This is a genomic window from Syntrophomonas sp. UBA5494, from assembly GCF_002426325.1.
In genome coordinates this window covers 25,444-39,846 of record NZ_DIPG01000007.1, presented here as the reverse complement: position 1 = coordinate 39,846, position 14,403 = coordinate 25,444, and the positions used below count along the sequence as shown (strand labels likewise).

Below are 14,403 nucleotides of genomic sequence, written 5' to 3'. Positions count from 1 at the left end.
GCCAGCAGGTCTATGGGTTTGAATTCCCCGACTTTTGCGTATTCAGTGCTTGCAGTCATTTATCTCGTCCCCCTTTTCACCCTGCTGGAATAGCCGGTTGCCTGACTGGCTCTTAAGGTCTCCAGGCGTTTTACACCAAGCTTTTCGAGGTATTCCCAGTGGTCGTTTACCCCAAAAATCCACTCTTCTGCAAATTTGTCAAAGCCGTCCTGTTTCTTGGTGTTGGAGTTGAAGCTCCTGAGGAAATCGGCATCTGTGTCATAATAGTACTGAGATCCGGTGGGATGAGCTGCCCAGGGGCAAACCACCACATAGTCGATTTCATACCCGGTGGCGATATTGGCAGACGGGTCGCGGCGCAGGTATTCATCAGGCACTATTTCCTCAGTGACCACGATAACCTTGTCACAGGCTTTGATGACATCTGAGTCGTTGTAGCTCTGCGCCAGTACGCGGACCGTACCTTCATCGCCTACCATGGGTGCATAGACCAGGCCCCAATTGGGCTTAATGGCGGGCATCAACAGCATTTCCCCCATGTCATAGAAGGGATCTTTGAATTTAACGTATTTTTCTTTGGGGATCTTGGGATAGGCTCCGGTGCGCAGACCGGCTTTGGCAAATCCATCATACTCAGGATTTAAGATGTCTGTTCCCATTGCTAACGCAGTGGGGAAGAAGGGGACATTGACTGCCCCGGCCATAACCCGGGCTACTGCGTGGCCATGGCTCAAATCGTCGACGATAACCTCGCCGGCAACCTGTTTTCTGGAAAGGTTTACGCCGGTTTTTCCCAGGATTTCCTGGCCCATCCAGCTGCCTTCCCATAGCTTTACGGCGCCGCCGCCGACTAATACTTCACTGTGGAATCCACCCTGCACTTCAAACAGGTGCAGATTCTTTTTGCCCTGACGCAGGATTTCATAGCACATAGCTGCGGGCCGGCGCCAGATAGTAAAACCGCTGAATGCCAAACAATCGCCGTCTTGAATCAGAGCGACCGCTTCTTTCAGAGAAAGTTGGTTTATGGAACCCATTACTCTCCTCCTCCTCTTCTTTACGACTCTTCACAAAATTGAGCAACGTTACATGTGGTTTTTGAGGCAGGTCTCCGGGATGACCCCGGTCACATGCAACCGATCAGGGACAGAATACAACTGGGACAACTGCTGATTCAGGTTGACAATTCCCCTGGGGAACCACCTCCCTGCTTCGGCGCCGCCCGGTTTAAACAGAACCAGACTTATTCTGTTGCTTCTGTCCACCTCCTCTCATGCACATGAAAGCCCCGTCTATTAGCGACGGGGCTCTGCGGCCCTCCTCAAATGAGGATATGTTAGTTAGGGAATTGGGAAACACCATTTTTATAGGATAGGATAAGACCCGGGTACTAGACCTTACCCCAATTTGCTTAAACGCCTGAGGCTGATATGTAAACTTGCACCAAAAAGAAATACCGGCAAATTATTGCCGGTGCTCGAAGGCCCTCATTGTATCATGGTGGTAATGCTATCCACCGTCAATGTATGTAATGCTGTTCAGCCAGTCATCCAACATTGCTGTCGGATCTGACCGGTATTACGTTTCGCTCCTCTTTCGCGGTCTTTGGTTTAGTGATGTGAACATAACTGGTAAGGCTGTTTACGGTTCCGCAACGGGGGCATTTGATCTCCAACTCGATACAATCCCGATAACGACAGAGCAATTTGTTGCACTTCTTGCACCGCAGATCTTTCATTACTATTCTCCACCCCTTAACATCTTACTGCAGGCCTATTTCTGTTGCCGGCACGGTAAAATGCGCGCTATAACAATATTCTATCACTATAGTGGGAATCCAAGCGAGTGTATTCAATGTAACCGGATACTGTTATCTAATCTTATCTGTGAGTGCTGATTTATTATAAATTTTCAAGCAGTTACAAGGGGGTCTATTATAATATCTCTATTCAACCTTATTGCCATTATGCAGCAAATGCTGTAATTATGCAACAAGTAGTTTTGCAGATTGTTTATTCATTTCTGGCCATGCCTGATCTTTGCCAGGAAGGACCCAGCCGCTTGCGGGTATCATCCAGCACCGCCTGCAATAAAGGGATATCCTGACTGGTAAATACGGTTTCCTGCCCGTCTCGAATGCGTTGAATGGTGTCTTCGATCGCCACCACCCGGAATCGGGTTTTGCCGTTTGCCTTATAATGATGTGAAAAAGTAGGGGTGTAATCAATCTTCTCAATTTGGGTGAGATCGGTACTTAAATCCTTGCTGAAGTCAATCTTGAGCACAATCCCGCTGTTGCGTTCCTGGCCGTTTTGATGGCTGATAAAGTTGCCCATGCCGTAGATTACGAATTTGGGTTCATCATTGATGTTTACTACTTCCATGGTTTGAATAACATGGGGGTGGCTGCCTAAAATCACATCTGCTCCGGATTCGAGAAACAGACGGGCCATTTCCTTTTGCTCCGGAGTGGGAAGAGGGGTGTATTCCACTCCCCAGTGCAGAACGAGAATCACAATATCCACCTGGGGCCGCAAATCCTTTATATCGGCCACTATTTTATCCCGATCGATGAAATTCACCATGTACTCATAATCATCTGGAACCGGAATGCCATTGGTGCTGTAAGTATAGCCCAGATAACCTGCCTTAATCCCGCTGACCTCTTTGATAACCGGTTTACGCCCGTCTTCGGCGGCACTGTAAGTTCCCAACGCATCCAGGCCTCGACTTTCCAAAACCTCCATGGTGCGCAGGGCGCCTTTGACGCCCCGGTCCATAATGTGGTTATGGGCGGTTACGACGATGTCAAAGCCGGCATTCTTAAAGGTATCGGCCATGGCATCCGGGCTGTTGAACAAGGGATAACCGGTGTAAACCGCCTGCGCTCCAGCCATGGGGGCTTCAAAACAGGTGCTGGTAATCTGGCCCTCCAGCAGATACGGCGCAATATCTTGGAAAAAGTGATCGAAGTTGAATATATCGCCTTCCTGCCCCGCCCAAATCTGGGTGTTGTGCATCAAACAATCACCTGCCGCAGTTATAGTCAGGTGTCGTTTGTTATCGGTTTGGGGCTGATAGGCGACAGGTACAGCCTCCGGCGCAAACAGCGTCCCGCCGTACCAGGAATAAGCCGTCCAACCACCCACGGCTAAGACAAGTGCAAAGACTATATTTAATATCTTACGCACCGCAATCCCCTTCCTTAAGGAAACACCCTGCTTAAAGCAAGGTGTGCAGTTTGCTGACAAAGTCAACGAGCTGGGCAGAGCGAGGGACGGAAGCGAAGAGCAAGGCGCTCAATAGGTCCGCGATTGAGTCGTACAAATAGTACGTTGATTGAGCGAACCTATTGAGCAACGCAGTTCTTCGCTTTTGTCGACGGTCTGAAACACCCTGCTTAAAGCAGGGTGTCCATATTCTAGGCTTCTTCAGGGATATAGAATCTCCAGGCACAGAACCATTCTTCCGGGTGCTCATCCGGCGGGCAGCCGATACACTCGCATTTTACCCGGGAATCGATGGTACGGGCGAAAGAACTGTATTCCACCAATCCCGCAGATTTACAGGGATAATCATCCAGTCCCTGGCGCTTACGGGCCGATTGCACCCGGCAATCATTCATCTGGAATACGATGCTGTTCGGTCCTTCATCAATGATGGACTGCACGTTAATGCGCGCATACATCCTCAACTGCAGGGCCTGTTTGACGCCCTCGATCCCCGGCTGTTCGGGAAGATTCAAATAGCGTTTAATAGACCAGGCTTCAAAGGGAGAGAACTTGGCCCAACAGGTGTCATTGCAGCGTTTGGCGTCATACATGCCATGCTTAAACTCGACCGCCTGGAACCAGATGCCGTCGCCGGCCAGCCAATTGACCCCCAGATCAGTCAGCAAGCTCAAAAGTTTTTCTCTGGGCATCTCCAGGAACGGCTTGGGAACTCCCTCCACCATTTCAAAACCAAAGAATTTACCCAATCGTTTCATCTGGGTGTCATAGCTCCGCTTATAAGCTGTGTCGAATATCTTCATGGCTTCTTCGGTCCCCATTTGATGTTCGACCTCTTTAAACCAGAAGACATGATGTACAACTGTGCGATGCATCATATCAACCACTAACCGCGCCAAATCTTCCTGGGTAAACTGTTCATCCCATTTGTCCATAGTTGCCATTTGTGCTCCTCCTCTCTCCATATAAACGTCTATACGCCACGCGCAACGCAGCAGACCCTCCGTTCTCCCAGCCCTTGCCGCTTTGAGACCCGGTTGCCGCTGCTTCACCGGTAGGCAGCCGGCAGAACTGATTCATCAGCGATAAGCAGGGAGTCCGGGTTAATATATAATTCTATTCTACCAGTTACTATTCGTTGCGGTCATGATTTCTACCTGCAATGAGCTAAAAAAAGGACCTCCCGTCATCACCCGGGAGGATCTATGAGAAGCGTATCTGACCATGGATCAGTCTTTGGTCTTTATCGTCATTTTAATGCTGCGACAGCAATCATCATTCTTAACGATGACGCAATCGGGCCTGTCAATCAAGATATAATCACCTTCTGTTTCGATGATAAGATCTTCTTTGCTGGTGACAGCTCCTTCTTTGGGAATAAACAGTTGCCTTCCCAACGGAAGCAAATAGTCTTCTTTAATAATGGCCATAATATTACCCCCTATACAGTAAGCTTTTATTTAATGCCAAGCCGAGCCGGGGCTTCAGGACTTGGTCTATTTCCGCTCCCAATAGTCCGCTACCCGCTCAGGCTTAAAAATGCCACGATCGGTAATAACTCCTTTAATCAAATGGGGTGGTGTCAGGTCAAAGGCCGGATAAAATCCGTTAACTAAATCCCCGGTTATCCTGGTACCGTTAAAACTGGTAACCTCTTCGGGGTCGCGGTATTCAATGGGTATGTTTCGGCCCTCAACGCAATTTCTGTCCGGCCCTCCGTAGCCGAGTATATAAACCGGCAAATGATGATACCCGGCAGCGATGGCCAGTTGATAGGTTCCGACTTTATTGGCTACGGTGCCATCCATAGCAATCCGGTCAGCAGCGGTGAATACCTTGCTGATCATATTCGTACTCATACAATAAGCTGCCATATTATCCGAAATCAAAGTTACCGGAATTCCCAGTTGAGATGCCGACCACGCGGTGAGGCGAGCCCCCTGCAGATAAGGCCGGGTCTCGGTGGCAATGACAGACAGTCTTTTCCCATTCTCAGCAGCAAAATACAGCATATATAACAGGGCAGGTCCTGGAAAGCAGTGGGTTAACACCTTATCACCGTCTTCCAGAACCTGCTCTGCCCATCTGCCTGTCAATTCGGAACGCTTTTGCTGCCTTTCGACCGCCTCCGCGATGAAAACCATGATTTGTTGCGCAATGTCCCCTCGTTCCCATACAATGCGGCTCCAAATCTTTTCCAGCAGAGCTCCGAGGTGAAACCCGGTGGGCCGGGTATTAAACAGCCGTTCCTTAACAATGGCAAGAGATATCCTGAGTTGTTCCGGGGTGATCTGCTCCTTTTCAAGGTCGCGGGCCGCCATATATAAACCATAGGCAGCGGTGATAGCTATGTCACCGGCGCCCTGAACTGCCATCATCTCAATACCGCGAGCAACTTCCTCATAGTCCCGGCATATCAACTCTTCGGTCTTAAGCGGAAACAAGCGGCGATCAACGATCACCAGCCGGCCGTCCCGCAGAAAAACTGTATTGTTAATATGCATCAACAATGGTTGTGTCACACCCGGTACCTCCGGTTTTTCATCAGGAATATCTGGTTTCTTTACAATTTCTTACTCCTATTCAGCTAACTGGCCTGGTAGTGATCCATTCGATGATGGTGTTTATCGGCAACGTAGATGCGAACACGGCGGATGCAGCGCCCTGATCCACCAATGCCGCCGCATCTTGCGCCGGAATCAGCCCTTCGCCGAAGAGGCTGATATGCTTCCCGCCGGCAGCGTCCAATGCCTGGCGCATTTCCGGGAATACGGCCAGGTGTAATCCCGTGTATATACTCAAGCCCACCAGATCTACTTGAAGCTTGACTGCTTCAGCGGCGTTCTCCTCCAGGCTTTTGTACATACCGGAATAATACACCTCGACCCCGCCGGCCTCCTTAAGAGACCGGGCCAGCAACCGTATTCTCTTATTATTCGGATCCAAACCGGTCATAGCCAGCAATACTTTTACTTGCCTCATAGTATTAAACCTTGGGGCTATTTGATCAGATACTTTGCTGCAACTTCGTCTGCCAGGGTGTAGGGGTCGGTCTCTTTCTTCAGCAGCTTCTGCACCATTTGATCGAATTCGCCCGTTTCGATGAGCTTGTTTAAAACAGGCTCTAATATGGCCGATCTCAAAGCATCGTTGATCTCTGTCTGCACTTTTAGCTGAGCTCTTTCCTGTAAGAGATTATTATTATACAGGAACTTATAATGCTCCTGTATCTTCTCATACAGTTCATCGACGCTTTTGGCAAAGGAATGGGGCTCCAGGTTGCTTTCAACCATCACGATGGGAGGCCGCCAACCACTGGGGAACTTGCCCATATCCATCATGCTCAGGGTTTCCTTATAGAGCTTGCGGGCTCCCTCGCGGTCTGCCTTATTGATGATGAATATATCGGCAACTTCCATCAAACCGGCTTTAATAGCCTGTACCTCGTCGCCCATGCCGGGAACCAGTACCACCAAGACGGTATGAGCGTGATTGATGATGTCCACTTCCTGCTGACCTACGCCAACGGTTTCTACAATGATCACGTCTTTGCCCATTACGTCCAGGACATGAATCCCATCCCCTACCGCTTTGGAAAGTCCGCCCATTGCACCGCGGGTGGCCAGGCTGCGAACAAATACGCCCGGATCATCGGCATGCCGCAACATCCTAATCCTGTCTCCTAGCAAGGCTCCACCGGTAAAGGGGCTGCTCGGATCAACCGCCATGACGCCCACAGTCTTATTCTTGGCTCTAATACTGCAGATCAGTTGGTCGGTCAGGGTGCTCTTTCCAGCTCCCGGTGCTCCGGTAATACCCACCACATGGGCCCTGCCTGTAAACGGAAATATATGCTTTATGGCTTCATGGGTATTCGGGACCTGGTCTTCAATGTTGCGGATGAGGCGGGAGACAGCCCGAATGTCTCCCGTCAACGCCCTTTTACCTAGTTCTTCCATAGTTATTACTCCTTAGCAGCTATGTTGGTATTAATCCACTCCACAATGGAGTCAAGAGTAGCACCCGGAGTGAATATGGCCTTTAACCCTGCGTCGTACAGAGGCTGCATATCACGGTCAGGGATGATGCCGCCGCCTACAACTGGAATATCAGTTACCCCGCGATCTTTTAACTGTTGTACAACTTCAGGATACAGATAGGTATGAGCACCGGACAGGCAGCTCAAACCGACCATGTCAACGTCTTCTTGAATGGCTGCGTTAACGATCTGTTCAGGGGTGTTGTGGCATCCGGTATAGATAACCTCAAAGCCTGCATCACGGAAGCATCTTGCTAAAACTTTTGCTCCGCGGTCATGTCCATCAAGTCCCGGTTTGGCCAGTAGTATACGGATCTTCTTTGCCATTAACAATAACCTCCTTCTAAACTACATTTTCTAGTAGATGCCGGGGTCACGGTACTCGCCGTAAACTTCCCGATAAACATCGCAGATTTCCTGAACGCTGGCCCGAGCCTTGACGGCTTCGATGCAATAAGGCATAACGTTTTCGCCCTTTTCACAGGCTTTCTTGATATCTTCCAAACACTCTTTGACTCTCTTGCTGTCGCGGTTTCTCTTAACGGCAGCCAGTCTTTGAAGCTGTTCTTGTTCAACTGTTTCATCAATTTCTACCAGAGGAATGTCCACTTCTTCATTTTCCACATTGTACTTATTGACGCCGATCATGATCTTTTCGGCAGCATCGATCTGGCGCTGGAATTTGTATGCGGCGTCGGAGATTTCAAGCTGCGGGAAGCCCTTTTCGATAGCCGCCACCATGCCGCCCAGTTCGTCGATCTTGTGGATGTAATCCCAAGCTTGCTCTTCCATCTCGTTGGTCAGTGCTTCTACGAAATAGGATCCTGCCAAGGGGTCGATGGTGTTGCATACGCCGGTTTCCTCGGCGATGATCTGCTGAGTTCTGAGCGCGATCTGCACCGCATGGTCGGAAGGCAGACACAGCACTTCGTCCAGGGAGTTGGTGTGCAGTGAGGCGGTTCCGCCGAGCACGGCAGCCAGAGCTTCGGTGGCGGTTCTGACCACGTTGTTGTAAGGCTGTTGCGCAGTCAGTGAGCAGCCGGCGGTCTGGGTGTGGAAGCGCATCCACCAGGATCTCTCGTCAGTGGAGCCATAGCGTTCTCTCATGCCGCGAGACCAGATTCTTCTGGCGGCGCGCATCTTGGCGATTTCTTCAAAGAAGTCGATATGGGAGTTGAAGAAGAAGGACAGGCGCGGTGCAAAGCTGTCAACCGGCAGGCCTTTTCTTCTGATAACGTCTTCCACATATTCCATGCCGTCGCGCAGGGTGAAGGCCAATTCCTGAACAGCAGTAGCGCCGGCTTCTCTGATGTGATAGCCGCTGATGCTGACAGTGTTCCATTTGGGAACATATTTGGTGCCGAATTCGATAGTGTCTGAGATCAGTTTAACTGAGGGCTCGGGCGGGCACATCAAGGTCTTCTGGGCGATAAACTCCTTCAGCATGTCATTCTGAATGGTACCGGACAACTGGGTTAAAGGAATACCCTGGATGTCTGCGGTAGCGCAATACATAGCCCATAGAATGGTAGCCGGCGGATTGATGGTCATGGAGGTGGAAACCTTGCCCAGCGGAATACCTTTGGTCAGGTCAAAGAAGTCTTCAATGGTGTCAATGGCAACACCGCATTTGCCGCATTCGCCTTTGGCCTTGGGGGAGTCGGTGTCATAGCCCATCAGAGTGGGGAAGTCAAAAGCGGTGGAGAGACCGGTTTGACCATTGTTTAACAGATAATGCCATCTTTCATTGGTGGTTACAGCAGTACCCATCCCGGAGAACATACGGAAAGTCCAATATTTGCCCCTGTAACCAGTCGCCTGGCATCCCCGCAGAAACGGAAATTGGCCCGGATAGGCGATATCCTTCTCAAAATCCATACCGCCGATGTCTTCGGGACCATAAATCCTCTTGATTCCCAGGTCGGAAACGGTACTCCAATCGGCTTTCTGGTCCGGGTTCTTGGAGACGACGCGCTTTACTTCATCTTCCCATTTCTTACGCAGCAGACTTGATTGGTCCAACAATTCTTGGGTAAATAACATGTTACCCCTCCTCAATTAGTTTTTAATTACCCCTTACCCAGCTCGTGTGGGTCAATACTCAATACCGGTTTGATTTCTTACCCCGGCATTGTAATGGTGTTTGATTTCCCTAACCTCGCTAACCATATCAGCTTTTTCCAGAATTCTTGGGGCGGCATATCTTCCCGTAAGAATGATGTCCGTCTCGGCCGGCTTACTTTCCAGCAAAGCCAACACTTCATCTTCGGGAATCAGCTTAAAGTCCATTGCTACATTGATTTCGTCAAGGATGATCATGTCATACTTGCCACTCGCAACTACTTCCTTGGCTTTCTCCAACCCTTGCCGGGCAAGCTCCACATCGACAGGAGCCGGCTTGTCACGCATCACAAAACTATCCAGCCCGTATTGGTACAAATCAATATCGGGGAGGCATTTCTGAATGGCCAGAACTTCACCATAAAGCCGGCCTTTCATGAATTGAATGATGCAGACCCGGTAACCATGGCCTGAGGCCCTTAAAGCCTGGCCAAAAGCCGCGGTGGTTTTGCCCTTACCGTCGCCGGTTATTACCATAATAAGGCCTTGTTTGGCTAAGTTGTCTGCTCGTACTTCAATGGACATAGCATAATTCTCCTTCTGGTAGGTCGCAGCACAGATACACCGGGGGTGATCTGCCTGCATGCATTCCATTTCCAGTTGTGGGTAGACAATAATACGGCAATACTCCTTGGCGGTCGTTCACCAATCGCTGATACCAGCCTCACTGATACAGGCAGCGGGCATGGATTTAGAGATAGATGCACTGTTTCCAAGTTAAAGAGAAAGTTGATAAAGAGAAATTGCGTTCAGTACGGGTTGGTACTCATAACCCGTACCGGCCTTGTAGGACATAACGGCCTGCCGTTCACCCCCTCTCCGTTAACATGGACATGATAACTAAAATCCGCAGGGGCTCAAGGCTCTCGCTGAATAAACGAGCCGTAATGCCGGCTTTTGCAAAGAATGGTGTAATAATAAGTGTTGTATCGGCTTGCTTATTAATTTTTATAAGTAGGTTTGATATCTCTGAGGTGTGCTGGGGATTGTTTGTATCCCAACTATATTAATGTATATTATATATCACATGCTTCATCGTGTAAATTTTTTTTTAAAATCTTTTTAAAAGTGCAATATTATCAGATTTGCTATATTCTTCCCCCAGATTTTATCGGGCTCATTCCAGACTTATAGAACCCATTGTCCCGCGACGGTACTCCTGCAACACCAGACGGCTGGCCTTGTCCAGATCGGGTTGGCCCCCTTTTTGTAAAAGGCCTCTGGATGCGGCAATCGCTGCCAGTATATCCTCTACAGGCAAATCCACATTCTGCACCCGGTAGCGCTCCCGCAAAACATCGGGGTGGCGTTCCTTGAGAAGCTCCACCAGATACAGGGCGACATTATATTCCTGGTATGCATTCTCACCTATTATATTCAACAAGGCTAACTTTAAACCCTGCTTTTCATCTTCAATTTTAGGCCACATCAATCCGGGGGTATCAAGCAATTCTATGTCCTCTCTGATGCGCAGCCATTGCTTGCCGCGAGTGACTCCGGGCTTTTCTCCAACCCGGGCCATTTTACGCCCCGCCAGACAGTTTAAAAAGGTTGATTTGCCAACGTTGGGAACCCCCACCACCATGACCCGAACCGGCCTGACACGGCGCCCTTTTCGCAACATCATCTCCGCCAAAGGGGCGTAAACCTGTTTGGTCAGATCCAAAACTCGTTTGCTGCCCCGGCAGTGCGCGGAATCCATGGCTGCCACCAAATAGCCCTGCTTCTTCAGATGCTCTTTGCTTCTGGAAGCAGCCTGCGCGTCAGCCAGGTCAATTTTATTTAAGACCATGATAAGGCTTTTTTGGCGGATCATCTTCTCCAGCTCCGGGTTGCGGCAGGCCATCGGCGCCCGGGCGTCCAGGAGTACTATGACGATGTCCACCAGTTTGATATTTTCTTCTATTTCGCGGCGGGCTTTGACCATGTGGCCCGGAAACCATTGTATCAATCTGCAACCTCCCCGGTTAAAGATAAAGAGAATACCATAAGGTATTCTCTCCGGTTACTTCATTATATACTATTTCCTTAAAATCAATCTAAAATCTGCGTTTTTCTTTGACCCGGGCTTTTTTGCCGGTAAGGCCACGCAGGTAGAACAATCTGGCCCGGCGCACCTTGCCCCTTCTGGTGATCTCAACCTTGGCGATGCGCGGCGAATGAATCAGGAAGGTTCTTTCTACGGCCACCCCGTAAGTAATGCGGCGCACGGTAAATGTCCTGGATAATCCGGCACCCCTGATCTTTAAGACAGTCCCCTCAAAAACCTGAATTCTTTCCCGGTTGCCTTCCACGACCTTTACATGGACCTTTACGGTATCCCCAGGCCTGAAATCGGGAAGGTCTTTCTTGATCTGCTCTTCCTCAATGGATCTGATGATGTCCTGCACGGTTTTACCTCCTTATACAAGGTGTTCTTACATTATCGTATCAATGTAGCGGACCACCTTTGTTTACATGGAACAAAGTGATTATATCATTATTATCGTTATACCACAAGCAAACTAGCCGGAAACTGTGGTTTATGGAACGATTGAGATTATGTAGCATAAAGGGCCCGGCCGCCATATTGGAGCGGCTAGTCTTTAAACCAGGGCTCGCCCAGCAAACGATCCAGAATGATGGAGACCGCGCTGCGCACCGAGAGATGATTATAATCGCTGTCAACGCCGATGGGCTCCAGTATATAATCACACATGGCCATCAATTCACGGCTCATGCCCCAACCGGTTCCGAACAGCAACAGCCAGGTCCTGTCACGGCGGTTGATTTCAGCGCGCAGGCCCCGATAGGATACGGTATTGGGATAGGTCCTGGCATCTGTGGCTACGGTCTTGACCTCTTGAACGGTCTCCTGCCCTATCCGCATCAAGACCTCCTGCAGGTCATGGCACAATGAAATGGTAGACATGGCCTCGCGGCGGTCGGGGTTATACTGCGCGCCAAACCCCTCCTGCCAGTACCCCAGGATATCCTGTATCAATTGCTGCTGCTCGCCGGCGGGGTGCACCACAAAGAAACGTTTAACCTTAAAGGTGCGGCAGGCCCGGGCTATGTCATGCAGATCCAGATTGGTGATGGAAGTGGCCACGATTTCCATGCGCTTGTTATACATGGGATAATGCAGCAGAGCCACGTAAACCTTATCCCCTTCCATTAGTCCACCTGCTTTCGTTCAAAAAGGATGGTTTCCAGAAGCCGGCGCTCCTCCTCGGTAAATTGATGCTGCAAGAGCAGATCCGGCCTTTTCAAAAGGGTCTGGCGCAGGCTTTCCTGCAGGCGCCAGCGGCGGATGTTCTCGTGGTGCCCGGAGAGTAAAACCGCCGGAACCTCGGCTTCGTTGTATGCCGCTGGACGGGTAAAATGAGGATACTCCAGCAGGCCGGCGCTGAAAGACTCTTCCTCACTGGACAGCTCATCCCCTAACACCCCCGGCAACAACCGGGCCACCGCGTCTACCAGGACCATGGCCGGCAGTTCCCCGCCGGTCAGGACGTAATCGCCGATGGACAGTTCCTCGTCGATCTCCGCCATGACCCGCTCATCAATGCCTTCATAATGCCCGCACAACAGAATAAGATGCGGTATTTCGGAGAGTTCCCGAACCTTTTCCTGGGTAAGCCGTTTTCCACGCGGGGAAAGATAGACGGCATGGCTTGATGAGGTGCGCCGGGCAGCCAGAGCCCGGCAAACCACATCCGCCTTCATGACCATGCCAGCCCCGCCTCCATAGGGATAATCATCCACCTGCAGATGCCTCCCTTCAGCAAAGCTGCGGATATCGGTTATTTTTATGTACAATATGCTTTTGTCGACGGCCCTTTTGATGATGCTCTCCGCGAATGGAGAATCAAACATGCCGGGGAAAAGGGTTAGAATATCTATCCTCAACTAAAACACTCCGTTTTGAAACGTCCGTATTACACGCTTTACCGGGTTTGGCCCTTATCGATCAATCCGGGCAAGAGTGCCACCTGCATGTGACCGGCCTCCACATCAACGTTCAGGATTATTTCTTTAATAGCCGGGATCAATATTTCTCCGAAACGCGGCGAATCAACCACATAGACGTCATTGGCCCCGGTTTCCAGTATTTCTGATATCTCGCCCAGGTGCCCCAGCCTTTCATCATAGACCGCGAGTCCCTGGAGCTGAAAATGGTAATATACTCCTTCAGGGAGGGGATAGATCTCTTTTTCATCAATCTGCAGCAAGGCCTGGTGGAGTACCCTGGCTGCTTCAGGACTGTCTATTCCCTTGAATTTTAACAGATAGCCGTGCTGATAGGGCCGGGATGCTTCCACTTCCAAAATCTGCTCCATCCCGGGTCCTCTCAGGCCAACCCTTTGCAGTGTTTTGAAACGTTCCGGAAAATCGGTTAGAGGGAAAACCCTGACCCAACCGTGGATTCCGTAGACGCCTACCACTTTGCCTATACTGACCCGATTGTCATCCATATATCAATTCCTCTGCCGGCGGGAAAAGCTCCCTTGATCTCTAAGGAAAAACGATAGGGCTTATTAAGCCCTATCGAAGAATTTCCACTACAACTCTTTTGCCTTCTTTGGCTGCGGCGGCTTTAGTCAGGGTACGAATGGATTTGGCGATTTTACCCTGTTTGCCGATAACTTTGCCCATGTCTTCCGGGGCTACCCGCAGTTCAATGAGCACGGATTTATCGTCTTCGGTCTCCTTCACCACGACCTCTTCGGGTTTGTCTACCAGCAGTTTAGCGATATAATCCACAAGTTCCTTCATGATAGCTTTCACCCCCTGTATCGGCTACTTGCGGCTTTCATTGTACTTGGCCATGATACCTTGCTTCTTCAACAGAGACTTGGCTGTATCTGAAGGCCGGGCGCCGCTGGCTAGCCATTGCAGGGTTTTGGCCTCATCTATCTTGACGGTAGCCGGGTCGGTATTGGGATCATAATAACCCAGCTCTTCGATAAACCGTCCATCCCGGGGCGCCCGTGAATCAGCTACCACCACGCGGTAGAAAGGTCTTTTCTT

Annotated in this window: 19 protein-coding genes; all 19 read right to left on the bottom strand. The window is 50.2% G+C overall.

The genetic code is table 11. The features are described 5' to 3' along the window. Positions 1 to 59: 59 nt before the first annotated feature. Positions 60 to 1,037, bottom strand: coding sequence for a CoA transferase subunit A (locus B3W37_RS00900; RefSeq protein WP_483171465.1), 978 nt, complete (start codon positions 1,035 to 1,037; stop codon positions 60 to 62). Positions 1,038 to 1,085: 48 nt separating this feature from the next. Beyond that, positions 1,086 to 1,265, bottom strand: coding sequence for a hypothetical protein (locus tag B3W37_RS00895; protein WP_483174507.1), 180 nt, complete (start codon positions 1,263 to 1,265; stop codon positions 1,086 to 1,088). Between the two features lie 281 nt (positions 1,266 to 1,546). Further along, positions 1,547 to 1,738 carry a Com family DNA-binding transcriptional regulator gene (locus B3W37_RS00890; protein ID WP_481037975.1) on the bottom strand — a complete coding sequence of 64 codons (192 nt, stop codon included), beginning with the start codon at positions 1,736 to 1,738 and terminating at the stop codon, positions 1,547 to 1,549. 274 nt (positions 1,739 to 2,012) lie between these two features. Then, a complete protein-coding gene (locus B3W37_RS00885) occupies positions 2,013 to 3,191 on the bottom strand; it encodes a CapA family protein (protein WP_483174505.1) in 1,179 nt (392 codons plus the stop codon). Between the two features lie 230 nt (positions 3,192 to 3,421). After that, a complete protein-coding gene (locus tag B3W37_RS00880) occupies positions 3,422 to 4,174 on the bottom strand; it encodes a DUF6125 family protein (protein WP_483174504.1) in 753 nt (250 codons plus the stop codon). Positions 4,175 to 4,459: 285 nt separating this feature from the next. Continuing rightward, positions 4,460 to 4,660: a hypothetical protein gene (locus B3W37_RS00875; protein WP_483171469.1), complete on the bottom strand. Its 201-nt coding sequence runs from the start codon at positions 4,658 to 4,660 to the stop codon at positions 4,460 to 4,462. A 66-nt stretch (positions 4,661 to 4,726) separates the two neighbouring features. Then, positions 4,727 to 5,752 carry a s-methyl-5-thioribose-1-phosphate isomerase gene (locus B3W37_RS00870; RefSeq protein ID WP_483171470.1) on the bottom strand — a complete coding sequence of 342 codons (1,026 nt, stop codon included), beginning with the start codon at positions 5,750 to 5,752 and terminating at the stop codon, positions 4,727 to 4,729. A 61-nt stretch (positions 5,753 to 5,813) separates the two neighbouring features. Then, positions 5,814 to 6,212: a cobalamin B12-binding domain-containing protein gene (locus B3W37_RS00865; protein ID WP_481037970.1), complete on the bottom strand. Its 399-nt coding sequence runs from the start codon at positions 6,210 to 6,212 to the stop codon at positions 5,814 to 5,816. Between the two features lie 17 nt (positions 6,213 to 6,229). Continuing rightward, positions 6,230 to 7,189 (bottom strand): methylmalonyl Co-A mutase-associated GTPase MeaB, encoded by a 960-nt coding sequence (gene meaB, locus B3W37_RS00860; protein WP_483174503.1) that lies wholly within the window; start codon positions 7,187 to 7,189, stop codon positions 6,230 to 6,232. A 5-nt stretch (positions 7,190 to 7,194) separates the two neighbouring features. Continuing rightward, positions 7,195 to 7,596: a cobalamin B12-binding domain-containing protein gene (locus B3W37_RS00855; protein WP_483171885.1), complete on the bottom strand. Its 402-nt coding sequence runs from the start codon at positions 7,594 to 7,596 to the stop codon at positions 7,195 to 7,197. Between the two features lie 30 nt (positions 7,597 to 7,626). Further along, positions 7,627 to 9,312, bottom strand: a complete 1,686-nt coding sequence (locus B3W37_RS00850) for a methylmalonyl-CoA mutase family protein (protein ID WP_481037967.1) — start codon at positions 9,310 to 9,312, stop codon at positions 7,627 to 7,629. A 51-nt stretch (positions 9,313 to 9,363) separates the two neighbouring features. Beyond that, the gene (cobO, locus tag B3W37_RS00845; RefSeq protein WP_481037966.1) at positions 9,364 to 9,915 is read right to left on the bottom strand and encodes a cob(I)yrinic acid a,c-diamide adenosyltransferase; all 552 of its coding nucleotides are present in this window, start codon (positions 9,913 to 9,915) and stop codon (positions 9,364 to 9,366) included. Positions 9,916 to 10,507: 592 nt separating this feature from the next. Further along, entirely contained in the window at positions 10,508 to 11,341 is an 834-nt protein-coding gene (gene ylqF, locus B3W37_RS00840) for a ribosome biogenesis GTPase YlqF (RefSeq protein ID WP_483174502.1), read from the bottom strand. A gap of 88 nt (positions 11,342 to 11,429) precedes the next feature. Next, complete coding sequence (rplS, locus tag B3W37_RS00835) at positions 11,430 to 11,780, bottom strand: 50S ribosomal protein L19 (protein ID WP_483171887.1); 351 nt, start codon at positions 11,778 to 11,780, stop codon at positions 11,430 to 11,432. A 188-nt stretch (positions 11,781 to 11,968) separates the two neighbouring features. Next, positions 11,969 to 12,547 (bottom strand): RNA methyltransferase, encoded by a 579-nt coding sequence (locus B3W37_RS00830; protein ID WP_483174501.1) that lies wholly within the window; start codon positions 12,545 to 12,547, stop codon positions 11,969 to 11,971. After that, on the bottom strand, positions 12,547 to 13,281 hold the full coding sequence (gene trmD, locus B3W37_RS00825) for a tRNA (guanosine(37)-N1)-methyltransferase TrmD (protein ID WP_483174500.1): 735 nt from the start codon (positions 13,279 to 13,281) through the stop codon (positions 12,547 to 12,549). Before trmD ends, B3W37_RS00830 begins: the two co-directional genes overlap by 1 nt. Positions 13,282 to 13,319: 38 nt before the next feature. Beyond that, positions 13,320 to 13,847: a ribosome maturation factor RimM gene (gene rimM, locus B3W37_RS00820; protein ID WP_483174499.1), complete on the bottom strand. Its 528-nt coding sequence runs from the start codon at positions 13,845 to 13,847 to the stop codon at positions 13,320 to 13,322. A gap of 70 nt (positions 13,848 to 13,917) precedes the next feature. Further along, entirely contained in the window at positions 13,918 to 14,148 is a 231-nt protein-coding gene (locus B3W37_RS00815; RefSeq protein ID WP_481037960.1) for a KH domain-containing protein, read from the bottom strand. 24 nt (positions 14,149 to 14,172) lie between these two features. Next, a partial coding sequence (gene rpsP / locus B3W37_RS00810; protein WP_483174498.1) for a 30S ribosomal protein S16 occupies positions 14,173 to 14,403 on the bottom strand: 231 nt, incomplete at its 5' end.

Coding starts and splice junctions, on each gene's coding strand:
- B3W37_RS00900 (WP_483171465.1), bottom strand. CDS start 1,037: ATGGGTTCCATAAACCAACTTTCTCTGAAAGAAGCGGTCGCTCTGATT.
- B3W37_RS00890 (WP_481037975.1), bottom strand. CDS start 1,738: ATGAAAGATCTGCGGTGCAAGAAGTGCAACAAATTGCTCTGTCGTTAT.
- B3W37_RS00880 (WP_483174504.1), bottom strand. CDS start 4,174: ATGGCAACTATGGACAAATGGGATGAACAGTTTACCCAGGAAGATTTG.
- B3W37_RS00875 (WP_483171469.1), bottom strand. CDS start 4,660: ATGGCCATTATTAAAGAAGACTATTTGCTTCCGTTGGGAAGGCAACTG.
- B3W37_RS00865 (WP_481037970.1), bottom strand. CDS start 6,212: ATGAGGCAAGTAAAAGTATTGCTGGCTATGACCGGTTTGGATCCGAAT.
- meaB (WP_483174503.1), bottom strand. CDS start 7,189: ATGGAAGAACTAGGTAAAAGGGCGTTGACGGGAGACATTCGGGCTGTC.
- B3W37_RS00855 (WP_483171885.1), bottom strand. CDS start 7,596: ATGGCAAAGAAGATCCGTATACTACTGGCCAAACCGGGACTTGATGGA.
- B3W37_RS00850 (WP_481037967.1), bottom strand. CDS start 9,312: ATGTTATTTACCCAAGAATTGTTGGACCAATCAAGTCTGCTGCGTAAG.
- cobO (WP_481037966.1), bottom strand. CDS start 9,915: ATGTCCATTGAAGTACGAGCAGACAACTTAGCCAAACAAGGCCTTATT.
- B3W37_RS00830 (WP_483174501.1), bottom strand. CDS start 12,547: ATGGAAGGGGATAAGGTTTACGTGGCTCTGCTGCATTATCCCATGTAT.
- rimM (WP_483174499.1), bottom strand. CDS start 13,847: ATGGATGACAATCGGGTCAGTATAGGCAAAGTGGTAGGCGTCTACGGA.
- B3W37_RS00815 (WP_481037960.1), bottom strand. CDS start 14,148: ATGAAGGAACTTGTGGATTATATCGCTAAACTGCTGGTAGACAAACCC.